Source organism: Streptomyces sp. NPDC091377 (genome assembly GCF_044757045.1).
Classification (GTDB): domain Bacteria; phylum Actinomycetota; class Actinomycetes; order Streptomycetales; family Streptomycetaceae; genus Streptomyces.
The window spans coordinates 76,535-99,675 of the sequence record NZ_JBIVUE010000012.1; the positions used below are offsets into that span (position 1 = coordinate 76,535).

The window sequence follows — 23,141 nt, forward strand, 5'->3', positions numbered from 1 at the left end:
CACCACGGAGGAGGACGGAAACCGGTGCATACCGGGATCTATACCCGTTCGTGGGCCGAGGAGCCGTGTTGCGGACCAGGTCCCGGCCGCGCATAGTTGCGGAGCCGAAGGGTCTCGTCGGTTCCGGCATCTCGGGCATGCCCGTTCGGCGGACCGAGCCGACGACACGGAGAGGCTGGAACCGGGGGTGGAATGGGCGATGGCCGGGCACGGAAGGGAGCATCCCCACGGTGCCGACCGACTGTGCGAGGCCGGGGATCGGGTGTATTCCCGGGCCGTACGGCGCGGCCGGGTGCCGCGCCGTGACGCCGAGCCGGTGCCCTGTCTGCTCGAACTCGCCCTGCTGCACCCCGATCCGGACGACATGGACTGGCTGGTGCCCACCGCGCCGCAGGAGGTCATGACCCGGCTGCTGCGCGGGGTCTACGACGAGGTCAGCGCGAGCCAGCGACGGGTGGGCGCCGCGGTGGCCGCCGTCGAGTGGTACTCGGGCCTGGGCGGCCCGGCACCCGCCTCACCGCCCGGTGAGGGCACCGCGATCCGGGTCCTGGACGGGCCCTCGCGGATCCAGGCCGCGCTCGACGAGGCGACGGAGGCGTGCACCACGGAGGTGCTCACCGTCCAGCCGGGCGGGATCCGCCGCGAGCACGAACTCTCCGAGGGCCTGCACCGGGCGCTGGCGCTGCGCGGCCGGGGCGTGCGCATGCGCGACCTGTACAACCATGTGGCCCGGCACGGACAGGGCCTGCTGAACTACCTGGAGCTGATGGGCGACGCGGTGGAGGCCCGCACGCTGGACGAGGTCATCGACCGGCTGATCCTCTTCGACCGCACGGTGGCCTTCATCCCCGCCAACGCGGACCGCACGATGGCGCTGGAGCTGCGCCACCCGGGTCTGGTGGAGTATCTGGTCACCGTCTTCGAGCGGCTGTGGCGGCTCGCGATCCCGCTGACCGCCCCGCTCCCGGACACCGGCATCGAGGGCATCTCGCACCGCGAGCAGTCCATCGCCGCGCTGCTGGCCGAGGGCCACCAGGACGCGGTGATCGCCGAACGCCTCGGCATCAGCGTCCGTACCTGCCGGGCGCACATCGCGCGGCTCTCCGAGACCCTGGGCGCCGCGAGCCGTACCCAGCTCGGGGTGCGCATCGCGCAGGTCGGTCTGGACAGCCCCACGGCGACCACCGCCGAACTCAGTCTTCCCGGTCAAGAATCCCCGACCGGGCGATGAGGTACCCGAGCTGAGCCCTGCTCTCGCTGCCGAGGGTGGCGGCGAGCTTGGCGATGTGGACCCGCGCCGTACGGACGTTCATCCCGAGGCGTTCCGCGATCACCGCGTCCGTGTGCCCTTCCACCAGCAGCCGCGCTATGGCGTGCTGGCGCGGGGTGATGCCGTTGCGGGTGGGCCGGCTGACCGGTCTGGGGTGCATGGGGGTGGCCAGCGCCCAGAGGCGGTCGAAGGTGGTCGCGAGATAGGTCACCAGGGCGGGGACCCGCAGTTCCAGGGCCAGACTGCGGTCGGTGTTGGCGGGCAGGAAGGCGACCTCGCGGTCGGCGATGATGAGCCGCTCGGTGATCTCGTCCAGGGTGCGGGCCTCGACGTCGCCGACCAGTTGCTCGTAGCGGATGATGACCAGCGGGTTGTGGCGGCGGGTGTGCTGGTAGAGGGTGCGGATCCGGCCACCTCGGGTGAGGAAGACCTGATCGCGGCGCATGGACTCGGTGTGCACGTCCACGGGGCGGCCGATGAGGCCCTTGTAGGGCTGGACGCAGAGCAGTTCGTGCCGGGCCTCGGACACGGTCCGGGTGAGGGCGTCGTTGATCTGGCGCAGCCCGCTGAGCACCTTGATGCCGGGTTCGGCCCCCAGCGCGGTCTCGCCGCCGAGCGGCAGCAGCGGGGTGAGCGCCTCGGTGAGCCTGAGTTCCCGCCGGCGCTCGTCGGCGACCCGCTGTGCGGAGGCGTGGAGCCGGCGCTGGAGGGCGAGGGCGGGGGCGACCGGCTCCAGCCGCTCCGGGTCCGTGACGGCCTGGTGGAGCAGCCCCAGCTCGATGAGGCAGGGGGCCGCGAGGGCGTCCGTACGGCTCACCCGGCCGTGGCGCAGGGCGTGTTCGTACATCTGCGTGCCGACGGCGCACAGCTCGTCCGCACCGTGCTCGTGGTGGGTCACGCGGGTCACTCGATCGCGCCCTCCTCCTCGACGAACCCGGCCCGGCCGGGGGGAGGGCCGAGTCGGGCGCGACGGTCGCCGGCCGAGGGTGGCGGTGAGTTTAGCGAGGACGGGTAAGGGTTCTGCCAAGCCCTGCCGCCGGGCCGGTGGTCAGCGGCCCGGCTCCTGGTCCTTGTCGAGGAGCCCCGACTGGGCGATGAGATAGCCGAGTTGGGCGCGGCTGCCGCTGCCGAGGGCGGTGGCGAGCTTGGCGATATGGGCGCGGCAGGTGCGGACGTTCATGCCCAGGCGCCGGGCTATCGCCTCGTCCACATGGCCCTCCACCAGGAGTTTGGCGATGGAGTGCTGGATGTCGGTGATGCCGTCGGGCGCGGTCTCGTAGGGCGCCCCGGCGCTCAGCGGGACGGCCCGGTCCCACATGAACTCGAAGACCTTGATGAGATACCGCACCAGCCCGGGGTGGCGCAGTTCCAGCGCGACCTGGCGGTCGTCGCGGACCGGGATGAAGGCCACCGTCTCGTCGCAGACGATGAGGCGTTCCACGAGTTCGTCGATGGTGCGGTACTCCGCCTTGCCGCTGGCGAACTGGTCGACGTACGCGAGCCGGTCGACGTAGGCGAGGCGTTCGGGGTTGTGGCGGGCGGTGTGCTGGTAGAGGGTGCGGATCCGGACGCCGCGTTCGATCAACGGTTTGTCGCGTTCCAGTCCCTCGACGAGCCGACGTTCGGGGTGGCGGGCGCTGGGCTGGATGGTCAGCACCTCGGCGCGGCACTGCGAGGTGGCCAGATCGAGCGCGGCGTTGATGCGGTCCAGACCCTCCAGCACGGAGATGGCGTGGGTGGACTCGTTGACGCGGGCGCTGAGCGCCAAGAACGGCTCGAACACTTCAGCCAGGTGGGTTGACAGCCGTCGCCGTTCGGTGATTTCGCGCTCGATGGGGTGCAACCGTTGCGCGAGGGCGACCGAAGGAGGTACGGCTCTCAACCAGTTGGCGTCGTCGGGATCCGGGTGGAGCAGCGCGAACTCCATGAGACAGGGGGCCGCCTCCACGTCCGTGCGCGCGATACGCCCGGCGCGCAGGGCGTCGGCGTACAAGCGGTTTCCTTCCTCGCACAGTTCGGTCAACGCATGGGGATGTGTCGTTTTAGTCTGATTCGTTGCCAAATCTCCACCCCCCAGGGTCCTGAACATGCAGGAACATGATGCACCGATTGTGTGGCCATGACGTGCCTGAATGAGCCATCGTCTTATCCGACGGGGGAAGAGGGGACCTTCAAGTGAGGACGAAGCCGACTATGCGTAAGAGAATGCTTCGCTCGGTGCTTGTCGCCGCCTTCTCCGCCGTTGTGACGTTCGGTGCGCTGGGTGGCGTCGCCGGCGCTGAGAGTGATGCCCTGGCGGACACGGTCTGGTCGATGACAGCAAACACCGTCGAGGCCGGTGAAGGCGAGCCCATCGCCGTTCCGGCAGACACTGTGTGGAGCTGAGATGACAACTCCTCCAGACGATCGCTCTTTCCGGCGGGAAATGGCCACTGCCTACCGCTCCGGCTGGCACTTCATCGACCTGGTCACCGCGCTCCCCCACAGCGGTGACTCGTTGATGGTGACCGTCTTCGGAGAACCGGTGGTAGTGACGCGGGACGAGGACGGAGACGTACGTGCCTATCGGTGTCTGCGACGCCCGCGAGGTGCGCCGCAGCCCGTTCGATGTGCGATTCGATACGGAATGATCTTCGTCAATCTGGACCAGCGAGACCATCAGCTGGCGGAGCCTGTGGCACCCGCCGGCCCACGAACCATCTCAGCCACCCCCCGCAGTGCCTGACGCGATTCCCCCGTCGTAACAGATCGCTCAGGTGCTTCCCCCCGCAGCGGCGTCACCGTGACCTGAACACGGTGACGCCGCTGCAGTTTCCGGAGAAAGATCCGGGTACCTCCCGAAACTGGGTGTGGCTGAAAACAGCGCATCGAGTGCGCTTCAGCCCCGCCCCATCGCCCGGGTCACTGTGATCTCAATCACCACACGGGTCGGGTTCTGTGACGGTGGCCGGTATCGCTCGGCGTACCGCCGCTCCGCCTCCGCCACCCGCTCCGGTTCCTCCCGCACCACCGCCCGCCCCTCCAGCGTCGCCCAGCGCCGCCCGTCCACCTGGCAGACGGCGACCAGCGCCCCGGGCGCCCCGGCCGCCGCCACGTACCGCGCCTTGGCGCTCGCCCGGTCCGTGATCACCCTGGCCAGCCCCGCCCCCGGGTCGTAGGTGACCCCGACCGGGACGACATGCGGGGTGCCGTCGGGGCGGATCGTCGTCATCGTGCAGAGATGCCGCTCACGCCAGAAGTCGAGGTACGACGCGTCCGGTGCGGCCGGATCCTGTGGGTACGAAGCCATGGCCGGAAGGTAGCGCGCCGGGGGGCCGGAAAGCGCCGGGGCCCTCCTGGGGCGGCGCCCCCCCCGGGGCCGGGGGACGTCCGCCGCTCCGGACTCGCGTGTGCCGTCCCGGACTCGCGTGCGCTCCGGACTCGCGTGTGCCGCTCCGGACGTATGTTTGCCGCCCCGGGCTCCCGGAGGTTGCCTTGAGTGGAATAGACTCAACTTTATGCACGTTGCCTGAGTCATCACTCGGGTGAGGGCCGTGTGGGCCCAGTCGAGGCGGGATCGCCGAAGGAGGAGACAGCGAACGTGGACGCCGAGCTGACCAACCGGAGCAGGGACGCGATCAACGCGGCCGGTCAACGGGCCGTGACCGAGGGGAACGCGGACCTCACACCGGGACACCTGCTGCTGGCTCTGCTCCAGGGTCAGGACAACGAGAACATCACCGACCTGCTCGCCGCCGTCGACGCCGACCAGGCCGCCGTCCGGGCGGGCGCCGAAAAGGTCGTGGGCGGGCTGCCCAGCGTGGCCGGGGCCACGGTCGCGCCCCCGCAGCCCAACCGCGAACTGCTCGCCGTCATCGCCGACGCCCAGTCTCGCGCCCGGGACCTCGGCGACGAGTACCTCTCCACCGAACACCTGCTCATCGGCATCGCCACCAAGGGCGGCCAGAGCGCCGAGGTGCTCACCCGGGCCGGGGCCACCCCCAAGAAGCTGCTCGACGCCTTCCAGAAGGCGCGCGGCGCCCGCCGGGTCACCACCGCCGACCCCGAGGGCTCGTACAAGGCCCTGGAGAAGTTCGGCACCGACTTCACCGCCGCCGCCCGCGAGGGCAAACTCGACCCCGTCATCGGCCGGGACCAGGAGATCCGCCGGGTCGTCCAGGTGCTCTCCCGCCGCACCAAGAACAACCCCGTGCTCATCGGCGAACCCGGCGTCGGCAAGACCGCCGTCGTCGAGGGCCTCGCCCAGCGGATCGTCAAGGGCGACGTCCCCGAGTCCCTCAAGGACAAGCGGCTGGTCGCGCTCGACCTCGGCGCCATGGTCGCCGGCGCCAAGTACCGCGGCGAGTTCGAGGAGCGCCTGAAGACCGTCCTCGCCGAGATCAAGGGCTCCGACGGCCAGATCATCACCTTCATCGACGAACTCCACACCGTCGTCGGCGCGGGCGCGGGCGGCGACTCCGCCATGGACGCCGGCAACATGCTCAAGCCCATGCTCGCCCGCGGCGAACTGCGTATGGTCGGCGCCACCACTCTGGACGAGTACCGCGAGCGCATCGAGAAGGACCCCGCCCTGGAGCGCCGCTTCCAGCAGGTCCTGGTCGCCGAACCGTCCGTCGAGGACTCCATCGCGATCCTGCGCGGACTCAAGGGCCGCTACGAGGCCCACCACAAGGTCCAGATCGCCGACAGCGCGCTGGTCGCCGCCGCCACCCTCTCCGACCGGTACATCACCTCCCGCTTCCTGCCCGACAAGGCCATCGACCTGGTGGACGAGGCCGCCTCCCGCCTCCGCATGGAGATCGACTCGTCCCCCGTCGAGATCGACGAACTCCAGCGCGCCGTCGACCGGCTGCGCATGGAGGAACTCGCCCTCGCCAAGGAGACCGACCAGGCGTCCAAGGAGCGGCTGGAGAAACTGCGCCGCGACCTCGCCGACAAGGAGGAGGAACTGCGCGGCCTCAACGCCCGCTGGGAGAAGGAGAAGCAGTCCCTCAACCGGGTCGGTGAGCTGAAGGAGAAGCTGGACGAGCTGCGCGGCCAGGCCGAACGCGCCCAGCGCGACGGCGACTTCGACTCCGCCAGCAAGCTGCTCTACGGCGAGATCCCCGCCGTCGAGCGCGATCTGGAGGCCGCGTCCGAGGCCGAGGAGGAGGCCGCCAAGGACACCATGGTCAAGGACGAGGTCGGCGCCGACGACATCGCCGACGTCGTCGCCTCCTGGACCGGCATCCCGGCCGGCCGCCTCCTGGAGGGCGAGACCCAGAAACTGCTGCGCATGGAGGAGGAGCTGGGCCGGCGGCTCATCGGCCAGGGCGAGGCCGTCCGCGCCGTCTCCGACGCCGTACGACGCTCCCGCGCCGGGATCGCCGACCCGGACCGGCCCACCGGCTCCTTCCTCTTCCTCGGCCCCACCGGCGTCGGCAAGACCGAGCTGGCGAAGGCGCTCGCCGACTTCCTCTTCGACGACGAGCGGGCCATGATCCGCATCGACATGTCGGAGTACGGCGAGAAGCACAGCGTGGCCCGGCTGGTCGGCGCCCCGCCCGGCTACATCGGCTACGAGGAGGGCGGCCAGCTCACCGAGGCCGTGCGCAGGCGCCCGTACAGCGTCGTCCTGCTGGACGAGGTGGAGAAGGCGCACCCCGAGGTCTTCGACATCCTGCTCCAGGTGCTGGACGACGGCCGGCTCACCGACGGCCAGGGCCGCACCGTCGACTTCCGCAACACCCTCCTCGTCCTCACCTCCAACCTCGGCAGCCAGTACCTGGTGGAGCCGCTGAGCAGCGAGGAGGAGAAGAAGCAGCAGGTGCTGGAGGTGGTCAGGGCCTCCTTCAAGCCCGAGTTCCTGAACCGCCTGGACGACCTGGTCGTCTTCTCCGCCCTCGACAAGGACGAGCTGAGCCGGATCGCCCGGCTCCAGCTGGACCGGCTCGCACGGCGGCTCGCCGACCGCCGGCTCACCCTCGACGTCACCCCCGAGGCCCTGGCCTGGCTCGCCGACGAGGGCAACGACCCGGCCTACGGCGCCCGCCCCCTGCGCCGCCTCGTCCAGACCGCCATCGGCGACCGACTCGCCAAGGAGATCCTCGCGGGCGAGGTCAAGGACGGCGACACGGTCCGCGTGGACGCGTTCGGGGAGGGCCTGATCGTGGGCCCGGTACCGAGGCAGACCCCCACCGCCAAGACCCTGTGACCCACGGGACCCGTACGTAACCCGTACGGGACCGGTACGACGGCCCGCCCGGGAGGAACCGGAGCGGGCCGTCGTACGGGATCAGGTGGTGAACGCCTGGAACTCCACACGCGCCGTCCGGGCGTCCGGACAGGTGACCCGGGCGTCCGCCACGTCCGCCACGTCCTCGGACCAGTCGTACAGCGCCGTCACCGCGACCGCGATCAGCAGCACCGGCGCCCCGACGGCCGTCGCCCACCGCCACCGCCGCCCGCCGCTGCGGCTCCCCGCCCCGGCCCTCCCCGCTCCCCCCGCCACACCCACCCGGCCTGATCGCGTCAGCCGAGGGCTGACAGAGTACGACGAGGCTTGCCACCCCCCTCCCCGCATGGGAGAGGATGGCGGAATCCGTACGAAGGGAAATTCACGGTGACCATCGACCCGTCCTCGATTCCGAATTTCGGGGGCCAGCCCCAGCAGCCGCCGCAAGGACCGGCGGGCCCCGTCGTCCCGGATCAGGACCTCGTGAAGCAGCTCCTCGACCAGATGGAGCTGAAGTACGTCACCGACGAGGAGGGAGACCTCGCGGCGCCGTGGGAGCAGTTCCGCACGTACTTCATGTTCCGCGGCGAGGGTGACCAGCAGGTCTTCTCGGTGCGGACGTTCTACGACCGTCCCCACCAGATCGACGAGAAGCTCCAGCTCCTGGAGTCGATCGACGACTGGAACCGGCGCACCCTGTGGCCCAAGGTCTACACCCACACCCATGACGACGGCACCGTCCGCCTCATCGGCGAGGCACAGATGCTGATCGGCCCCGGGGTCAACCTGGAGTTCTTCGTGTCGTCCACGGTGAGCTGGGTGCGCGCGGCCATCGAGTTCGACCGCTGGCTGATCGAGCAGCTCGGTCTGGAGCAGGAGGTCAACGACGCGGAGAAGCCGGAGGACGAAGACGGCGAGTGACACCGCGGAGGTGACACCCCGCAGCCGGACGGGAGCCCGGCCGGGCCGCGGACCGACACGGTCCAGCGCACCCGCGCCCGGGCTCCCGCCGTTCCCCGGCCTCGGCCGGCGGAAGCTTCGGTTGCAGCCCCGGTCTGCCGCCGTCACCCGGCCTCTGCGGCAGTCCGACGTCCGGTCGCGGCCCGGCGCCGGGCTGTGGGCGGGGGTCGCGTTGCGGGCGGGCTCGCGCCTTGGTCGGGGCTCGCGCCCGGGTCCGGGCTCCCGCCTTGGTCGGGGCTCGCGTTGTGGTCGGGGCTTGCGCCCTGGTCTCGGCTTGCGCCCTGGTCCCGGCTTGCGACCTGGCCGGGGCTCGCGTTGTGGTCGGGCTCGTGCCTTGGTCGGGGCTCGTGCCCTGGTCTCGGCTCCCGCCCTGGTCCCGGCTACCGCCGTGGTCGGGGCTCGCGCCCCGGGCCGCGGCTTTCGCGGGGGTCAGGGCTCCGGTTCAGGGGCCCGGGCGAGAGTCCGGGCTCCTGCCGTCGTCCGGGCCTCGTGACAGTCCGGGGTTCCGGGTGCCGCTCGGTCTTCCCCCGTTGTGCGGGCGTCTGCCGTAGTCCGGGGCGCCCGCCGTTGTGCGGGCCGTCATGGTCCGGGCGCCCCGGCTTCCACCCGTACGCCCGTCCCTGCCCGGGCGCCTCGGCCCTTACCCGTACGCTCGCCGCGGGCCCGGTGCCCGCCGCGTTCCCGGGGGTCGGGCGTCCCGGGGACGGCGGTGCTATTCGGCCAGTCCCTTGAGGCGGACCACGGCCTCCTCCAGCACGCTCGTCCTTTTGCAGAAGGCGAACCGGACGAAGGGCGCCCCGGCGTCGCGGTGGTCGTAGAAGACGGCGTTCGGGATGGCGACGACGCCCGCGCGCTCGGGCAGGGCGCGGCAGAAGGCGAAGCCGTCGCTCTCGCCGAGGGGCCGGATGTCGGTCGTGACGAAGTAGGTGCCGGCCGGGCGGAACACCCCGAAGCCCGCGTCGGCGAGCCCCTCCGCCAGCAGATCCCGCTTGGCGAGCATGTCCGCGCGGAAGCCGTCGAAGTACGTGTCCGGCAGTGCCAGCGCCTCGGCGACGGCGTACTGGAACGGCCCGGAGGCCACGTACGTCAGGAACTGCTTGGCCGATCGCACGGCCGTGACCAGCTCCGGGGCGCCGGTGACCCAGCCCACCTTCCAGCCGGTGAACGAGAACGTCTTGCCCGCCGAACCGATGGTGAGCGTGCGCTCCCGCATCCCGGGGAAGGTCGCCAGCGGAAGGTGCTCGGCGCCGTCGAAGACCAGATGCTCGTAGACCTCGTCCGTCACCACCAGCAGATCGCGCTCCACCGCGAGTGCCGCGACCGCCGCCAGCTCCTCGCGGGTCAGGACCGTGCCCGTCGGATTGTGCGGGGTGTTGATCAGCAGCAGCCGGGTGCGGTCGGTGACCGCGTCCCGCAGCTCGTCCAGATCCAGCCGGAACGCCCCCGCACGCGGACGCAGCGTCACCGGCACCCGCCGCGCCCCCGCCATCGCGATGCACGCCGCGTACGAGTCGTAGTACGGCTCCAGCGCCACCACCTCGTCGCCGGGCTCCAGCAGGGCGAGCAGCGAGGCCGCGATCGCCTCGGTGGCCCCGGCCGTGACCAGCACCTCGGTGTCCGGGTCGAGGGCGATCCCGTAGCGGCGCCGCTGGTGCCCGGCGATCGCGGTCCGCAGCTCGGGGACGCCGGGACCCGGCGGGTACTGGTTGCCGCGCCCGTCGCGCAGCGCCCGTACCGCCGCCTCCCGGATCTCCTCGGGGCCGTCGGTGTCCGGGAAGCCCTGGCCCAGATTGATCGCCCCGGTCCGCACGGCCAGCGCGGACATCTCGGCGAAGATGGTCGTCCCGAACTCGGCGAGACGGCGGTTGAGGATGGGGCGCGCGGGAGAGTCCATGCGGGTCATCCTGCGCCCAAGCTCTGGAGTTCCTCAACTCTGCTTTGGGCCGTGGAGCCAGGGGGCATTCCCCTGTCACGTAAGTCACGAGGTGCCCACGGGGGGCCGCCTCGGGGGGAGACGGAAGGAGGGTGACGCCATGGTCTTCGGCATCATCCTGGCGGTCGCCGCCGCGTTCGTGATCGTGATCGGCACCGTGTTCACGCTGATGGTCCGCGCCAGTGCGCGACGGCTGCACGCGCAGTCGCGTGTGCTGGGGCGCCGCTCCTCGGGCTCCGGCGGCGGGGGCGGCGGCGACGGGGGGAGCGGTGGCGGGAGCGCCGGCGCCTGGTGGGTCGGGGGCGACGGCGGTTCGTCAGGCGACGGCGGTTCGTCGGGCGGCAGCGGTTCGTCGGGCGACTCCGGCGGCGGCCACTCCGGCGGACATTCCTGCGGCGGCGGTTCCTCGTCGTCCTGCGGGGGCGGCGGCGGATGCGGAGGAGGCAGCTGACACGGGGCAGCCGAGCTTCTGAAGGGGGATCCGCATCCGCCTGCCGAGCGCCCGCCGGGACCTGTGTCCCGGCGGGCGCTCCGCGTAGGGGGGACCTTGGTTCTGGTGGGGGTGATGCGGCTGTCCGGACCCCGGTTCCGGTGGGGGTGATGCGGCTGTCCGGACCCTGGTTCCGGTGGGCGTGCCGCGTCTGTGCGGGCGCGCGCTCGGCGTACGCCCCTCCATGGGGGCGCACGCCGTAGTTGAACAGTTGAGCTGAGGAGCCCTCTGAGGGATGGAAACCCGGCGAACTTGGGTAAAAACGCTGTGGGAGCAGCGCAGTTCATGATTCCCTCTAAATCACCAAGCGGCCCCCTCGGATGTCCAGCGGACACCTCTCCTGACGGGGCTGATCGGGCCGATCTCCCGGTGGCGACCGGGGTGCGCCGGACCCACACCGCCTCTTTCTGCGTGCTAGCGGAGCCGACCCATGCTCACGACCCTGAACACCTCCTACACCGACACGCGCGCGGCCGACCTCGCCTGGACCCTCGGGCGCGAGCCGCTGCCCGCCCTCGCCACGCTCGACCTCGAACTCGCCGGGGCCAAGCTCCAGTTGAGACTGCTCGGCGCGTCCCACCAGGTTCTGCTGGAGGAGGAGCGGGCCAACTGCTCGGAGACGGTCGCGTGCATCCCCGGCAGCAGCACCCCGCTCCCGCTCGGCGTCGCCAAGCGCGTCGGCGACTGGGAGTACGAGTTCGCGGCCCGCGTCGAGGCCCTCTCACCGGGCTCCTTCGCGGGCCGCGCCCAGGAGTTGCTCGCCCTTGTCTCCGACCACCCCAACGGGCTGGCGGGGGTCTTCCCCGGCAGCCCCCACGCCTTCACCGCGATGCTCGCCCAGCGGCACGAGGGCCAGGTGCACTGGCGCACCTGGCACGCGTACCCGCAGGACGGGCAGTTGGTGGCGACGCGCACCAGGGTGGGCGTCCGCACACCGGTCGCCGTCTTCTGACCCTGAAACGCGCCCCGCACCACCCACCCCCAGTTCCACACGTGTGGGTGACATAACGCACCGGACCGGTGACGTAACGTCGCAGTCGTGATCGACCCGCACGCCCCGGCCCCGCCCGGTACCCCGCCTCCCTGGGGCGCCGACGGTGGCTCAGGCAGTCCTCTGCGGCTGCCCGTGCGGCCCAGCACCGGACGCTTCCTGGTCCTGGTCTGCGTCTTCGTCTGCGCCGCCTGCGGACTGGTCTACGAACTGGAACTCGTCGCGCTCGCCTCGTACTTGATAGGCGACTCGGTCACCCAGGCGTCCATCGTGCTGTCCGTGATGGTCTTCGCCATGGGCATCGGCTCGCTCGTCGCCAAACGGCTGCGCCGGCACGGCGCGGTGGCCTTCGGCGCGGTCGAGGCGATGCTCGCCCTGGTCGGCGGGTGCAGCGCCCTCGCGCTGTACGCGGTGTTCGCCTGGACCGGCGACTGGGGCGGACTGTGGGTGCACGGCCCGCGGACCCTGCTCGTCGCCTTCTCCCTCGCCACCGGACTGCTGATCGGCGCCGAGGTGCCGCTGCTCATGGAGCTGATCCAGCGGATCCGGCGGCAGGACGCGGGCGGCGCGGTCGCCGACCTGTTCGCCGCGGACTACGTCGGCGCGCTCGTCGGTGGCCTCGCCTTCCCCTTCCTGCTGCTCCCCTTCCTCGGCCAGCTCACCGGCGCGCTGCTCACCGGCACCGTCAATGTCGTCGCCGGGGGCGCGCTGGTGCTCGGCCTGTTCCACGGCGACCTGACCCGCCGGGCCCGCTGGCTGCTGCTCGCCGCCAATGTCACCGTGCTCGGGCTGCTCGCCTCCGCCGCGGTCCTCGTGGACGACTTCGAGCAGGCGGCGCGGAACGCCGTGTACGGCAGGGACGTACGGGTGGCGGTCAAGAGCGACGTCCAGGAGGTCGTCCTCACCGGCGGCACCAAGGGCAAACCGCTCGCCCTCTTCCTCGACGGCCGGCTGCGGGTCGACGCCCGCGACGAGCGCCGCTACCACGAGGCGCTGGTCCACCCGGCCATGAGCGGACCGCACGAACGGGTGCTGATCCTCGGCGGCGGCGACGGTCTGGCCGCGCGCGAGGTGCTGCGCCATCCGGGGGTGCGGCGGGTGGACATCGTGGAGATCGACCCCGAGGTGGTGCGGCTGGCCCGCCGCGACCCGGCACTCGCCGCGCTCAACGGCCATGTCCATGGCGACCCGCGCGTGCATGTCACGGTCGCGGACGCCTTCGGCTGGCTGCGCGGGGCGCCGACGGGCTCGTACGACGTGGTGATCTCCGATCTCCCGGACCCGGCCATCACGGCGAGTACGAAGCTGTACTCGCAGGAGTTCTACGGGCTCGCCCGGCGCACGCTGGCCCCCGGCGGCCGGCTCATGGTGCACGCCGGGCCGGTGGCCTCGCGCCCGCGCGAGTTCTGGACGGTGGACGCCACGATGCGCGCCGCCGGGCTGGGCACCACCCCGTACCGGGCCGGGGGCGGCGCCACCGGGTTCGCGGCCGGCCCCGACCGCACCACGGGCACCTCGGACGCCCCGCACGACCGGGGCTTCGTGCTGGCCGGGCGGGGCACCGCGCCGGGCCTGCGGCTGGCCGCCGTCCCCAGACCGGGCACCCTGACGGAGGCGGGCCTGGCGGCCGGGGCCCGGGCGGCGGCCCGCACCCGGATGGACGACCTGCCGGTGTCGACGCTGGTGCATCCCCGGTACTGAGGAATCCCTTGTTGCCAGGGTGCGTTTCGGCCGGGGCTGGGTAGGCTCGGCCGACATGGAGCTTGAGGTGTTCGTTCCGGTTCCCGCCGAGCGGCTCGGCGCGGTGCTCGCCGACCCCGCGTGGATCGCCCGGTCGCTTCCCGGGCTCCACCAGGAGGCCGGCGCCGAGCCCGTCGCGGGCCGGCTGAAGGTACGGGTCGGCAGCACGACCATCACCTACCGGGGCATCCTGCGGGTCTTCGCCGCCGACGTGGACGCCTACACCGTCGAGGCCGACGCCACCGAGGCCCGTGGCACGGGCACGGTGGAACTCTCCCTCTCCCTGACCCTGCGGCCCACCGCCGAGGGCACGGTCCTGGCCTTCGAGGGCGAGGCGACCGCGACCGGCCGCATCACCGAACTCCCCCCGGACGCCGTCCAGTCCGCCCTGTCCCGCCTGATTGGCCGCTTCGGCGAGAACGCGGGCGCGGAGACGCCGGAGACGCCGGAGACGCCGGAGACGCCGGAGACGCCGGGGGCGGCTGGGGAAACGGGAGGGGCGGAGTCCCCCACCGGGGCCGAACCCCCCGCCGGCGCCGCGGGAACCCCCGTGGCGGGCGACGGCCCGCCCGAACCCCCCGCCGGGTCGGAGCCCCCCACCGGGCCCGAAGCGGACGCCGGGGACGCGGACACGCCAGCGTCCGGCGACGCGGGAACCCCCTTGGCGGGCGACGGCCCGCCCGAACCCCCCGCCGGGACCGAACCCCCCGCCGGCGACGCGGGAACCCCCCCGGAGGGCGACGGCCCGCCCGAGCCCCCCGCCGGGGCCGAGCCCCCCGCCGGATCAGAGCCCCCCGCCGGGCCCGAACCCCCGGTCGAGGCCGCCCATGCCCGGCGGACGATGATCGGGCGCAGTGCCGAGGAGGTCGACCACGCGCCCCCCAGGGGCCGTTACGCCCCCGTCCCCGCACCCCAGACCGTCGCCGCCAACAGTGCCCTGCGCTGGGCCGCCCCGGCGGCGGCGGTCGCGCTCGCGTCGGCGATCGTGGTGACCCGCGCCTTGCGCAAACGCCGCTGACCAGGGCGTACGCGCGGCCTCTGAGCCCCGCGTACCGCTGGGTCCGTCGTACCGGCGTACGCGTGCCCCACGCGAACGCCGCCGGAGCCCACCCGTGGCGGATTTCCGCCGGGACGGCGCCCGCGGCCGGACGCGCTCTTGATCGTCCCAGTAGGGTCGTTCGGGTGAGCAACGCAGACATCTACCTGAGCGCGGGTGACGCGCGGGCGACGGTCACCCCCGAGGACGGCGGCCGACTGGCGAGCCTTCGGCTGGGCGGCGTCGAACTGCTCCGCCAGGGCCCCCGCTACGGCAGCTTCCCGATGGTCCCCTGGTGCGGCCGGATCCGCGAGGGCCGCTTCCGGGACGGCGCCGCCGTCCACCGGATGCCCCTCAACGCCCCGCCGCACGCGATCCACGGCACCGCCCGCGACGGCGCCTGGAGCACCGCGCGCCGTACCGACGACGAGGCGGTGATCACGTACGACCTGGTGGCGCCCTGGCCCTACCCGGGCAAGGTCACCCAGGTGGTGGCGCTGACGCCGGACAGTCTGACGCTGACCATGGCCGTCGAGACGTACGACGACTCCTTCCCGGCGCAGATCGGCTGGCACCCCTGGTTCAACCGGAGTCTCGACGGCGGCGGCGCGGGCGTGACGCTCGACTTCTCGGCCGGCTGGCAGGAGGAGCGCGGCGAGGACCATCTGCCGACCGGCCACCGCATCGACCCCCGGCCCGGCCCCTGGGACGACTGCTTCGGGATGCCGGAGGGCGTCGCCGTCACCCTCACCTGGCCGGAGCGGCTGGAACTGACCGTGACCAGCCCGGAGAAGTGGGTCGTGATCTACGACGAGCAGGACGCGGCCGTCTGCGTGGAGCCGCAGACCGGCCCGCCGAACGGGCTGAACACCGCTCCGCGCCTGGTCACCCCGCTGGAGCCGCTGGAGGCCACGACCACCTGGCGCTGGCGGCGCCTCTAAGCTGGACGGCATGACGGACGTACGCGCTGACCTGCTCCGGCAGATCAAGGACAAGGCCGTGGTGCACGGCAAGGTGACCCTCTCCTCGGGCCTGGAGGCCGACTACTACGTCGACCTGCGCCGGGTCACCCTCGACGGCGAGGCCGCCCCGCTGGTCGGCGCGGTGCTGCTCGATCTGACCGAGGGCCTGGAGTTCGACGCGGTCGGCGGGCTGACGATGGGCGCCGACCCGGTCGCCGGCGCCATGCTGCACGCCGCCGCCGCGCGGGGCCGCCGGGTCGACGCCTTCGTGGTCCGCAAGGCCGCCAAGGCGCACGGGCTCCAGCGGCGCGTGGAGGGCCCCGACATCGCCGGGCGCCGGGTGCTGGTGGTCGAGGACACCTCCACCACCGGCGGCTCCCCGCTCGCCGCGGTCGAGGCGGTACGGGAGGCGGGCGCCGAGGTCGTGGCCGTCGTGACGATCGTGGACCGGGCGACCGGCGCCGCGGAGAAGATCCGCGAGGGGGCCGGGGTGCCGTACCTCTTCGCCTATTCGAAGGACGATCTGGGTCTGGACTGACCCCGGGGCGGAAGGGGCGGAAGGGGCGGAGGGGGCGCAGCGGGCGGCGGCAGGGTCCGGGACGTGGGGCCCCCGACCCCGGACCGGGGACGGGTCCTGAGACGGACCTCCGAGCATCCCGGTCCGTCTGGAAAGATGGGCGTGACGACGACGTCACATCTCCAGGTCTAGGTCAGGGCCGTACGCAGCACACCACCCGCAGATACAAGGAGCGGACAGATGCCCATCGCAACCCCCGAGGTCTACAACGAGATGCTCGACCGGGCGAAGGCAGGCAAGTTCGCCTACCCGGCCATCAACGTGACCTCGTCCCAGACCCTGCACGCTGCCCTGCGCGGCTTCGCGGAGGCCGAGAGCGACGGCATCATCCAGATCTCGACCGGCGGTGCCGAGTTCCTGGGTGGCCAGCACAACAAGGACATGGTCACCGGCGCGGTGGCGCTGGCGGAGTTCGCGCACATCGTCGCCGCGAAGTACGACGTCACGGTCGCGCTGCACACCGACCACTGCCCCAAGGACAAGCTCGACGCGTACGTCCGCCCGCTGATCGCGGTCTCCGAGGAGCGGGTGGCCCGGGGCGAGAACCCGCTGTTCCAGTCGCACATGTGGGACGGCTCCGCCGAGACCCTCGCCGACAACCTCGCCATCGGCCAGGAACTGCTGGCCCGCGCCGCCGCCGCCAAGATCATCCTGGAGGTGGAGATCACCCCCACCGGCGGTGAGGAGGACGGTGTCACGCACGAGATCAACGACGAGCTGTACACCACCGTCGACGACGCCATCCGTACCGCCGAGGCCCTCGGTCTGGGCGAGAAGGGCCGCTACCTGCTGGCCGCGTCCTTCGGCAACGTCCACGGCGTCTACAAGCCGGGCAACGTGGTGCTCCGCCCCGACCTGCTCAAGGAGCTGAACGAGGGCGTCGCCGCCAAGTACGGCCGCCCGGCCGACGCGAAGGTCTTCGACTTCGTCTTCCACGGCGGCTCCGGCTCCACCGAGCAGGAGATCCGCACCGCGCTGGAGAACGGCGTCGTCAAGATGAACATCGACACGGACACCCAGTACGCCTTCACGCGTCCGGTGGCCGACCACATGTTCAAGAACTACGACGGTGTCCTCAAGGTCGACGGCGAGGTCGGCTCCAAGAAGACCTACGACCCGCGCACCTGGGGCAAGGTCGCCGAGGCGGGCATGGCCGCGCGGGTGGCCGAGGGCTGCCGGAACCTGCGGTCGGCGGGCCACCGGCTGAAGTAGCACGACCCGCAGGGGTCGTACGGCGCCGCACGGTGCCGTGGGGCTCGTACGAACCGTTCTGCCGGGACTTCCGGCGAGCCCGGTGCTCCCGCGCCGGGCTCGCTGTATATCTGGGGTCATGGCAGATGTCCGGGTGGCCTCCCCGCAGGGCAAGTGGCTGCTGTTCACCACCGTCCTCGGCTCCAGCATGGCGCTGCTGGACTCGACCGTCGTCAATGTGGCCCTGCCCCGGATCGGCGAGGACCTGAACACCGATCTCGCCGCGCTCCAGTGGATCATCAACGCCTACATGCTGACGCTGGCCGGGCTGATCCTGCTCGGCGGCTCGCTCGGCGACCACTACGGGCGCCGCAAGGTCTTTCTGATCGGCGTGGTGTGGTTCGCGGTGGCCTCGCTGATGTGCGGGCTGGCGCCCAACGCCGAGGTGCTGATCGCGGCGCGGGCGTTGCAGGGCATCGGCGGCGCGCTGCTCACCCCCGGCTCGCTGGCGCTGATCCAGGCGTCGTTCCACCCCGACGACCGGGGCCGCGCGGTCGGCCTGTGGTCCGGTTTCGGTGGCGTCGGGGCGGCGATCGGCCCGTTCCTGGGCGGCTGGCTGGTGGACGGGCCGGGCTGGCGCTGGGTGTTCCTGCTGAACGTCCCGCTGGCGCTGCTGTGCGTGCCGATCGCCCTGCGGCACGTACCGGAGTCGGCGGACGGGAAGGCCCACGGCCGGTTCGACGTGCTCGGGGCGGTGCTGGGCGCGCTGGCCCTGGCGCTGGTGACGTACGCGCTGATCGAGGCCCGTTCGGGGACGGTCACCGTGGTGGTGACGGCGGTGGCGGGGGTGGCGGCCGGGATCGCCTTCGTCCTGGTGGAGCGGCGGCGGCCGGATCCGATGATGCCGCTGGACATCTTCGCGTCCCGCCAGTTCACGGCGGTCAACCTGGTCACGCTGTGTGTGTACGCGGCGTTCGGCGGCTTCTTCTTCCTCTCGGTCCTCCAGCTCCAGGTCGTCTCCGGGTACTCCGCGCTGGAGGCCGGTACGGCGTTGCTGCCGACGACGCTGATGATGCTGCTGTTCTCCGCCCGCTCGGGCGAACTGGCGAGCAGGATCGGCCCGCGTATCCCGCTGACGGTCGGCCCGCTGCTGTGCGCGGTCGGCATACTGCTGATGCTGCGGGTCGGCCCGCACGCCTCGTACCTGGCGGACGTGTTGCCCGCGCTGCTGGTGCTGGGGCTGGGCATGGTCACCCTGGTCGCCCCGCTGACGGCGACCGTGCTGGCGTCGGTGGACACCGCGCGGGCGGGGCTGGCCAGCGGGGTGAACAACGCGGCGGCGCGGGCGGCGGGCCTGATCGCGGTGGCGGCGCTGCCGCTGGTGTCCGGGATGAGCGAGACCGCCTACCGGTCGGCGGGCGCCTTCGACACGGCGTTCGACCGGGCGATGCTGGTGTGCGCCGGGGTGCTGGTGGTCGGCTCGGTCGTGGCCTTCACGACGGTACGCAAGCTGCCGCCGGACTGCACCCGCCCGGAGTGCCTGACCCACGGCAGCGTGACGGCTCCGCCGCTGGAGCCGGGGGAGAAGTCGTCGGGGCGGCTGGGGGCGCCGTAGGGCAGGGGCGGGGGCAGGGGCAGGGGCCGGGGTCGTAGGGCAGAGGCAGGGGTCGTAGGGCAGGGCCGGGGGCCGGGGGCCGGGGTGCGGGTGGGCGGGGTGTGCGCGTCGGGTGTCGATGCGGGCTCGGGCCGACCGGTCGCGAAGGGTATGTACGAGACTGGACCCCATGACGATTCACGAGAACCTGCTCGGGGGCCCGCCCCCGACCCACCTCCCCGACGACCCCGAGCCGCGCGAACTGCTCGCGGGCGGCTCCCCGGCCGCCGAGGTCGCCGCGAAGTACCCGACGTCCTCGCTGGCCTGGGCCGTTCTCGCCGACGAGGCGTTCGAGCGGGGCAGCACGGTGGAGTCGTACGCCTATGCCCGTACCGGCTATCACCGCGGGCTCGACGCGTTGCGCCGCAGCGGCTGGAAGGGCCACGGACCGGTGCCGTGGGAGCACGAGCCGAACCGCGGCTTCCTGCGCGCCCTGCACGCCCTCGCCCGCGCCGCGCAGTCCATCGGGGAGCAGGAGGAGTACCAGCGGTGCTCGCAGTTCCTGAAGGACTCGTCACCGGCGGCGGCCCAGACCCTGGGCTGACCCGTACGACGTGTGACCCGTACGATCTGTGACCCGTACGGCCTGTGACCCGTACGGCCTGTGTGTGACCTGCACGGCCTGTGTGATCTGGAGGCCCGCCCGGTACAGGGCGGGCCTCCCGGTGTGTGTCCCGGGGTACGCCTTGCGAGGTACCGGTGGCGCGTCGCAGGATGCGGGTGGGGACCGGGGCCCCCGTGTCGGCATCGGCAGGGGCGGACCGCTACCCGGAGTACACAACAGGAGACAGCGATGTCCCACGAGGCTCACGAGCCCGCGGCTCCGCATCTCGACTTCCAGGGGACCACCCCGTACGAGGACTACGTCCAGGCGGACGTGCTCACCCACCTCCAGCACCCTCTCTCGGACGATCCCGGAGAGATGGTCTTCCTGGTCACGACCCAGGTCATGGAGCTGTGGTTCACCGTCGTCGTCCATGAGTGGGAGACGGCGGCGCGGGCGCTGCGGTCCGACGACGTGCCGACCGCGATCGACGCGCTGAAGCGTTCCGTACGCGAGCTGGAGGCGCTCAACGCCTCCTGGAAGCCGCTCGGCGGGCTCACCCCGCAGCAGTTCAACTCCTATCGCGGCGCCCTCGGCGACGGCTCCGGCTTCCAGTCGGCCATGTACCGCCGGATGGAGTTCCTGCTCGGCGAGAAGTCGTCGTCCATGCTGGTCCCGCACCGCGGCGCCCCCCGGGTCCACGGTGAGCTGGAGAAGGCGCTGCACGAGCCGAGCCTGTACGACGAGGTGCTGCGGCTGCTCGCCCGGCGCGGGCACGCCGTACCGGAGGCCGTGGTCGAGCGGGACGTCTCGCTGCGCTACGAGCCGTCCGACGAGGTCGAGCGGGTCTGGGCGGCGGTGTATGCCGGTGACCACGACGACGAGGTCGCCCGGTTGGGCGAGGCCCTCACCGATGTGGGCGAACTGGTGTGGCGCTGGCGCAACGACCACCTGGTGGCCACCCGCCGGGCGATGGGCGCGAAGGCCGGCACCGGCGGTTCGGCGGGGGTGGCCTGGCTGGAGAAGCGGGCCCGCAAGAACGTGTTCCCCGAGCTGTGGACGGCGCGGTCCTATGTCTGAGCACGGCGGCCCCCTGCCGGGGCGGCACCGTCCCGGGTCCGAGGACGGTTCCGAGGGCGGGTTCGAAAACGGTCCCGAGGGCGGGTTCGAGGACGGTCCCGAGGGCAGGTCCGAGGACGGGGGTGCGGCGGCCGGGCTGGTGGGCGCGGCGGAGCGGCTGGACGCCGGGGATCCGCTGGCCGGGAAGCGGTCGGCGTTCGTCCTGGACGACGGGGTGTATCTGGACGGGAACTCGCTGGGCGCGCTGCCCGCGCACGTCCCCGCCCGGGTGGCGGACGTCGTCACCCGGCAGTGGGGCGAACTGCGGATCCGCTCCTGGGAGGAGAGCGGCTGGTGGACCGCGCCCGAGCGGATCGGCGACCGTGTCGCCCCGCTGGTCGGCGCGGCGCCGGGACAGCTCGTCGTGGGCGACTCGACCAGTGTGAACGTCTTCAAGGCGATGGTCGCGGCGGTCCGTGTCGCGGGTGCCGGGCGCGACGAGATCCTGGTCGACGCGAGCACCTTCCCCACGGACGGGTACATCGCCGAGTCCGCCGCCCGGCTCACCGGTCATACGGTCCGGGCGGTCGAGCCCGGTGCGGTGCCGGGCGCGCTGAGCGGGCGGACGGCGGCGGTGTTGCTCAACCATGTCGACTACCGCACCGGCCGGCTGCACGATCTGCCCGCGCTGACCGCCGCCGTCCACGCGGCGGGGGCGGTGGCCGTCTGGGACCTGTGCCACAGCGCGGGCGCGCTGCCGGTGGACCTGGACGACCACGGCGTGGACCTGGCCGTCGGCTGCACCTACAAGTATCTCAACGGAGGGCCGGGTGCACCGGCGTTCCTGTACGTCCGCCAGGACCTCCAGGGTGTCTTCGACTCCCCGCTCCCCGGCTGGAACTCGCACGCCGAGCCCTTCGGGATGCGGCCCGTGTACACCCCGGCGGACGGGGCTCCGCGCGGACGGGTCGGCACGCCGGACATCCTCTCGATGCTCGCCCTGGAGGCGGCTCTTGAGGTCTGGGACGACGTCTCCATCAAGGAAGTGCGCGAAAAATCGCTGGCCCTCACCGACTTCTTCCTCCGGTGCGTCGGCGCCTACGTCCCCGAGGGGCGGGTGGAGTGTCTGACGCCCCTGGACCACGGGCGGCGCGGCAGCCAGATCGCGCTGCGGTGCGAGGACGCCGGGGCGGTGATGCGGCGGCTGATCGCGCGCGGTGTCGTCGGTGACTTCCGGCAACCCGATGTGCTGCGGTTCGGCTTCACTCCCCTGTATGTCGGGTTCCGGGATGTGGAGCGGGCGGCCTCGGTGCTGGGGGAGGTGCTGAGGGAGGTGCCGGGCGAGGCGCATATGACGTAGGCGCCTGGGGAGTTGGCGGGGAATGTTTCACGTGAAACCGGCGTCCGGGGGGACGGGTTCCGTTCACCTAGCGTGACATCCACGTGTCCGCGCACGTCATCGGCCTGATACCGTCCCCGCCAACGACCGAATCCCCATGGGTCGAGTCCCCACGGGTCGCATCCCACTGGTCCGCCAATTCCGTTTCATCGCTGAGAGGTTGGAGCATGCCGGACGACGTCGCCACGGCCAGGGCCGCTGCCGAGGAGGAGTCCGCCTTCTCCCACCCGCCCGTCGACCCGGATGTCACGGCGGCGTACGGCGACCACCCCGACCAGGTGATCGACTTCTACGCACCCCGGGCCACCGAACCCGCCCCGCTCGTCGTCGTCCTGCACGGCGGCGCGTGGCGGGCGGCGTACGACCGACGGCACATCACCCCGTTCGCCGGCTTCCTGGCCCACCGGGGCTTCGCCGTCGCCAACGTGGAGTACCGGCGTGGCGCGGACGGCCCCGACTCCGCCTCTGCGGCCGGGCGTTGGCCGGAGACCTTCGACGATGTGGCGGCGGCGCTGGACGCGCTGCCCGCACTGGTACAGGAGGCCCTTCCCGGGGCCGACCCGCGCCGCACGGTGATCACCGGCCACTCCGCCGGAGGGCATCTCGCGCTGTGGGCGGCGGCCCGGCATCTGCTGCCCGCCGACGCGCCCTGGCGCACCGACCGCCCGGCCCCGCTCCGCGGCGTCGTGGCACTCGCCCCGATCGCCGACTTCACGGTGGCGCACAAGCTGGACGTGTGCGCGGGAGCGGCGGTCCAACTGCTCGGTGGCGAGGAGCGGTTCGCGGACCGCGTGCCCTACGCCGATCCCGCCCGGCTGCTGCCGACCGGGATCGCGACGACCCTGGTCCAGGGCCGTACGGACGACGTCGTACCGCACACGGTCGCCGAGGCGTACACCGAGGCGGCGGCGAAGGCGGGCGAGGTGGTCGGGCTGACCCTGCTGGAGGAGGTCGGCCACTTCCCGCTGATCGACCCGGCGGCGGACGCGTGCGCGGTGGTGGCGGAGGAGATCGCACAGCTGGCGTGGTGAGGGGCTGTTGAGCGCCTGTCACCATCCGCGGCGACTGTCACATCCGCGGCGCCTGTCATACCCGTAGTACCTGTCACATCCGCGGCACCT

At 72.3% G+C, this 23,141-nt stretch carries 22 protein-coding genes; 17 read left to right on the forward strand and 5 right to left on the reverse strand.

The window, feature by feature from the left end; genetic code table 11:
* Positions 1-199 precede the first annotated feature (199 nt).
* The gene (locus tag ACIQNG_RS24905; RefSeq protein ID WP_401436258.1) at positions 200-1,231 is read left to right on the forward strand and encodes a LuxR C-terminal-related transcriptional regulator; all 1,032 of its coding nucleotides are present in this window, start codon (positions 200-202) and stop codon (positions 1,229-1,231) included.
* Here ACIQNG_RS24905 and ACIQNG_RS24910 read toward each other — a convergent pair.
* Entirely contained in the window at positions 1,194-2,177 is a 984-nt protein-coding gene (locus ACIQNG_RS24910) for a LuxR C-terminal-related transcriptional regulator (protein WP_401487896.1), read from the reverse strand. The genes ACIQNG_RS24905 and ACIQNG_RS24910 overlap by 38 nt on opposite strands.
* 141 nt (positions 2,178-2,318) lie before the next feature.
* A complete protein-coding gene (locus ACIQNG_RS24915; protein WP_401487898.1) occupies positions 2,319-3,359 on the reverse strand; it encodes a helix-turn-helix transcriptional regulator in 1,041 nt (346 codons plus the stop codon).
* 104 nt (positions 3,360-3,463) lie between these two features.
* Between ACIQNG_RS24915 and ACIQNG_RS24920 the strand changes: the two genes are divergently transcribed.
* Both ACIQNG_RS24920 and ACIQNG_RS24925 read left to right on the forward strand, forming a co-directional pair.
* Entirely contained in the window at positions 3,464-3,655 is a 192-nt protein-coding gene (locus ACIQNG_RS24920; RefSeq protein WP_401436250.1) for a hypothetical protein, read from the forward strand.
* Between the two features lies 1 nt (position 3,656).
* Entirely contained in the window at positions 3,657-3,995 is a 339-nt protein-coding gene (locus ACIQNG_RS24925; RefSeq protein WP_401436248.1) for a hypothetical protein, read from the forward strand.
* A gap of 153 nt (positions 3,996-4,148) precedes the next feature.
* Here ACIQNG_RS24925 and ACIQNG_RS24930 read toward each other — a convergent pair whose 3' ends face one another.
* A complete protein-coding gene (locus ACIQNG_RS24930; RefSeq protein ID WP_401487900.1) occupies positions 4,149-4,559 on the reverse strand; it encodes a pyridoxamine 5'-phosphate oxidase family protein in 411 nt (136 codons plus the stop codon).
* 291 nt (positions 4,560-4,850) lie between these two features.
* Here ACIQNG_RS24930 and clpB point away from each other — a divergent pair, with 291 nt between their 5' ends.
* Positions 4,851-7,463, forward strand: a complete 2,613-nt coding sequence (clpB, locus tag ACIQNG_RS24935; protein WP_401436242.1) for an ATP-dependent chaperone ClpB — start codon at positions 4,851-4,853, stop codon at positions 7,461-7,463.
* Between the two features lie 81 nt (positions 7,464-7,544).
* Here the strand turns inward: clpB and ACIQNG_RS24940 are convergent, their stop codons facing one another.
* Positions 7,545-7,676 carry a hypothetical protein gene (locus ACIQNG_RS24940; RefSeq protein ID WP_401487902.1) on the reverse strand — a complete coding sequence of 44 codons (132 nt, stop codon included), beginning with the start codon at positions 7,674-7,676 and terminating at the stop codon, positions 7,545-7,547.
* A gap of 195 nt (positions 7,677-7,871) precedes the next feature.
* Between ACIQNG_RS24940 and ACIQNG_RS24945 the strand changes: the two genes are divergently transcribed.
* On the forward strand, positions 7,872-8,405 hold the full coding sequence (locus ACIQNG_RS24945) for a YbjN domain-containing protein (protein ID WP_401436237.1): 534 nt from the start codon (positions 7,872-7,874) through the stop codon (positions 8,403-8,405).
* 751 nt (positions 8,406-9,156) lie between these two features.
* Here the strand turns inward: ACIQNG_RS24945 and ACIQNG_RS24950 are convergent.
* On the reverse strand, positions 9,157-10,347 hold the full coding sequence (locus tag ACIQNG_RS24950; RefSeq protein WP_401436234.1) for a pyridoxal phosphate-dependent aminotransferase: 1,191 nt from the start codon (positions 10,345-10,347) through the stop codon (positions 9,157-9,159).
* A 130-nt stretch (positions 10,348-10,477) separates the two neighbouring features.
* On the opposite strand from ACIQNG_RS24950, the gene ACIQNG_RS24955 reads away from it, so the two are divergent.
* From ACIQNG_RS24955 to ACIQNG_RS25010, 12 genes are all read left to right on the forward strand, one after another.
* A complete protein-coding gene (locus tag ACIQNG_RS24955; RefSeq protein WP_401436232.1) occupies positions 10,478-10,828 on the forward strand; it encodes a hypothetical protein in 351 nt (116 codons plus the stop codon).
* A 469-nt stretch (positions 10,829-11,297) separates the two neighbouring features.
* Positions 11,298-11,819, forward strand: coding sequence for a DUF2617 family protein (locus tag ACIQNG_RS24960; protein WP_401436230.1), 522 nt, complete (start codon positions 11,298-11,300; stop codon positions 11,817-11,819).
* A gap of 87 nt (positions 11,820-11,906) precedes the next feature.
* Positions 11,907-13,559 (forward strand): polyamine aminopropyltransferase, encoded by a 1,653-nt coding sequence (locus ACIQNG_RS24965; RefSeq protein ID WP_401436227.1) that lies wholly within the window; start codon positions 11,907-11,909, stop codon positions 13,557-13,559.
* Positions 13,560-13,614: 55 nt separating this feature from the next.
* Positions 13,615-14,616 carry an SRPBCC domain-containing protein gene (locus tag ACIQNG_RS24970; RefSeq protein ID WP_401487905.1) on the forward strand — a complete coding sequence of 334 codons (1,002 nt, stop codon included), beginning with the start codon at positions 13,615-13,617 and terminating at the stop codon, positions 14,614-14,616.
* Positions 14,617-14,780: 164 nt separating this feature from the next.
* Positions 14,781-15,575 (forward strand): aldose 1-epimerase, encoded by a 795-nt coding sequence (locus ACIQNG_RS24975; protein ID WP_401436223.1) that lies wholly within the window; start codon positions 14,781-14,783, stop codon positions 15,573-15,575.
* Positions 15,576-15,585: 10 nt separating this feature from the next.
* On the forward strand, positions 15,586-16,134 hold the full coding sequence (gene pyrE, locus ACIQNG_RS24980) for an orotate phosphoribosyltransferase (RefSeq protein ID WP_401487907.1): 549 nt from the start codon (positions 15,586-15,588) through the stop codon (positions 16,132-16,134).
* 219 nt (positions 16,135-16,353) lie between these two features.
* Positions 16,354-17,385: a class II fructose-bisphosphate aldolase gene (fbaA, locus tag ACIQNG_RS24985; RefSeq protein ID WP_401436217.1), complete on the forward strand. Its 1,032-nt coding sequence runs from the start codon at positions 16,354-16,356 to the stop codon at positions 17,383-17,385.
* A 118-nt stretch (positions 17,386-17,503) separates the two neighbouring features.
* Entirely contained in the window at positions 17,504-18,979 is a 1,476-nt protein-coding gene (locus ACIQNG_RS24990) for an MFS transporter (RefSeq protein ID WP_401436214.1), read from the forward strand.
* A 169-nt stretch (positions 18,980-19,148) separates the two neighbouring features.
* Entirely contained in the window at positions 19,149-19,562 is a 414-nt protein-coding gene (locus tag ACIQNG_RS24995) for a DUF3151 domain-containing protein (RefSeq protein WP_401487910.1), read from the forward strand.
* Positions 19,563-19,811: 249 nt separating this feature from the next.
* Positions 19,812-20,642 carry a tryptophan 2,3-dioxygenase family protein gene (locus ACIQNG_RS25000; protein ID WP_401436208.1) on the forward strand — a complete coding sequence of 277 codons (831 nt, stop codon included), beginning with the start codon at positions 19,812-19,814 and terminating at the stop codon, positions 20,640-20,642.
* Positions 20,635-21,981: a kynureninase gene (gene kynU / locus ACIQNG_RS25005; RefSeq protein ID WP_401487912.1), complete on the forward strand. Its 1,347-nt coding sequence runs from the start codon at positions 20,635-20,637 to the stop codon at positions 21,979-21,981. Before ACIQNG_RS25000 ends, kynU begins: the two co-directional genes overlap by 8 nt.
* A gap of 206 nt (positions 21,982-22,187) precedes the next feature.
* Positions 22,188-23,051 carry an alpha/beta hydrolase family protein gene (locus ACIQNG_RS25010; protein WP_401487914.1) on the forward strand — a complete coding sequence of 288 codons (864 nt, stop codon included), beginning with the start codon at positions 22,188-22,190 and terminating at the stop codon, positions 23,049-23,051.
* The last annotated feature ends 90 nt before the right edge of the window (positions 23,052-23,141 follow it).

Bases quoted from the DNA above. Each gene is read 5' to 3' on its own strand.
- ACIQNG_RS24920 (WP_401436250.1), top strand. From the start codon at position 3,464: ATGCGTAAGAGAATGCTTCGCTCGGTGCTTGTCGCCGCCTTCTCCGCC.
- ACIQNG_RS24915 (WP_401487898.1), bottom strand. From the start codon at position 3,359: ATGTTCAGGACCCTGGGGGGTGGAGATTTGGCAACGAATCAGACTAAA.
- ACIQNG_RS24990 (WP_401436214.1), top strand. From the start codon at position 17,504: ATGGCAGATGTCCGGGTGGCCTCCCCGCAGGGCAAGTGGCTGCTGTTC.
- ACIQNG_RS24905 (WP_401436258.1), top strand. From the start codon at position 200: ATGGCCGGGCACGGAAGGGAGCATCCCCACGGTGCCGACCGACTGTGC.
- fbaA (WP_401436217.1), top strand. From the start codon at position 16,354: ATGCCCATCGCAACCCCCGAGGTCTACAACGAGATGCTCGACCGGGCG.
- ACIQNG_RS24970 (WP_401487905.1), top strand. From the start codon at position 13,615: ATGGAGCTTGAGGTGTTCGTTCCGGTTCCCGCCGAGCGGCTCGGCGCG.
- ACIQNG_RS24995 (WP_401487910.1), top strand. From the start codon at position 19,149: ATGACGATTCACGAGAACCTGCTCGGGGGCCCGCCCCCGACCCACCTC.
- ACIQNG_RS24950 (WP_401436234.1), bottom strand. From the start codon at position 10,347: ATGACCCGCATGGACTCTCCCGCGCGCCCCATCCTCAACCGCCGTCTC.
- ACIQNG_RS25010 (WP_401487914.1), top strand. From the start codon at position 22,188: ATGCCGGACGACGTCGCCACGGCCAGGGCCGCTGCCGAGGAGGAGTCC.
- ACIQNG_RS24930 (WP_401487900.1), bottom strand. From the start codon at position 4,559: ATGGCTTCGTACCCACAGGATCCGGCCGCACCGGACGCGTCGTACCTC.
- ACIQNG_RS24960 (WP_401436230.1), top strand. From the start codon at position 11,298: ATGCTCACGACCCTGAACACCTCCTACACCGACACGCGCGCGGCCGAC.
- ACIQNG_RS24925 (WP_401436248.1), top strand. From the start codon at position 3,657: ATGACAACTCCTCCAGACGATCGCTCTTTCCGGCGGGAAATGGCCACT.
- pyrE (WP_401487907.1), top strand. From the start codon at position 15,586: ATGACGGACGTACGCGCTGACCTGCTCCGGCAGATCAAGGACAAGGCC.
- ACIQNG_RS24955 (WP_401436232.1), top strand. From the start codon at position 10,478: ATGGTCTTCGGCATCATCCTGGCGGTCGCCGCCGCGTTCGTGATCGTG.
- kynU (WP_401487912.1), top strand. From the start codon at position 20,635: ATGTCTGAGCACGGCGGCCCCCTGCCGGGGCGGCACCGTCCCGGGTCC.
- ACIQNG_RS25000 (WP_401436208.1), top strand. From the start codon at position 19,812: ATGTCCCACGAGGCTCACGAGCCCGCGGCTCCGCATCTCGACTTCCAG.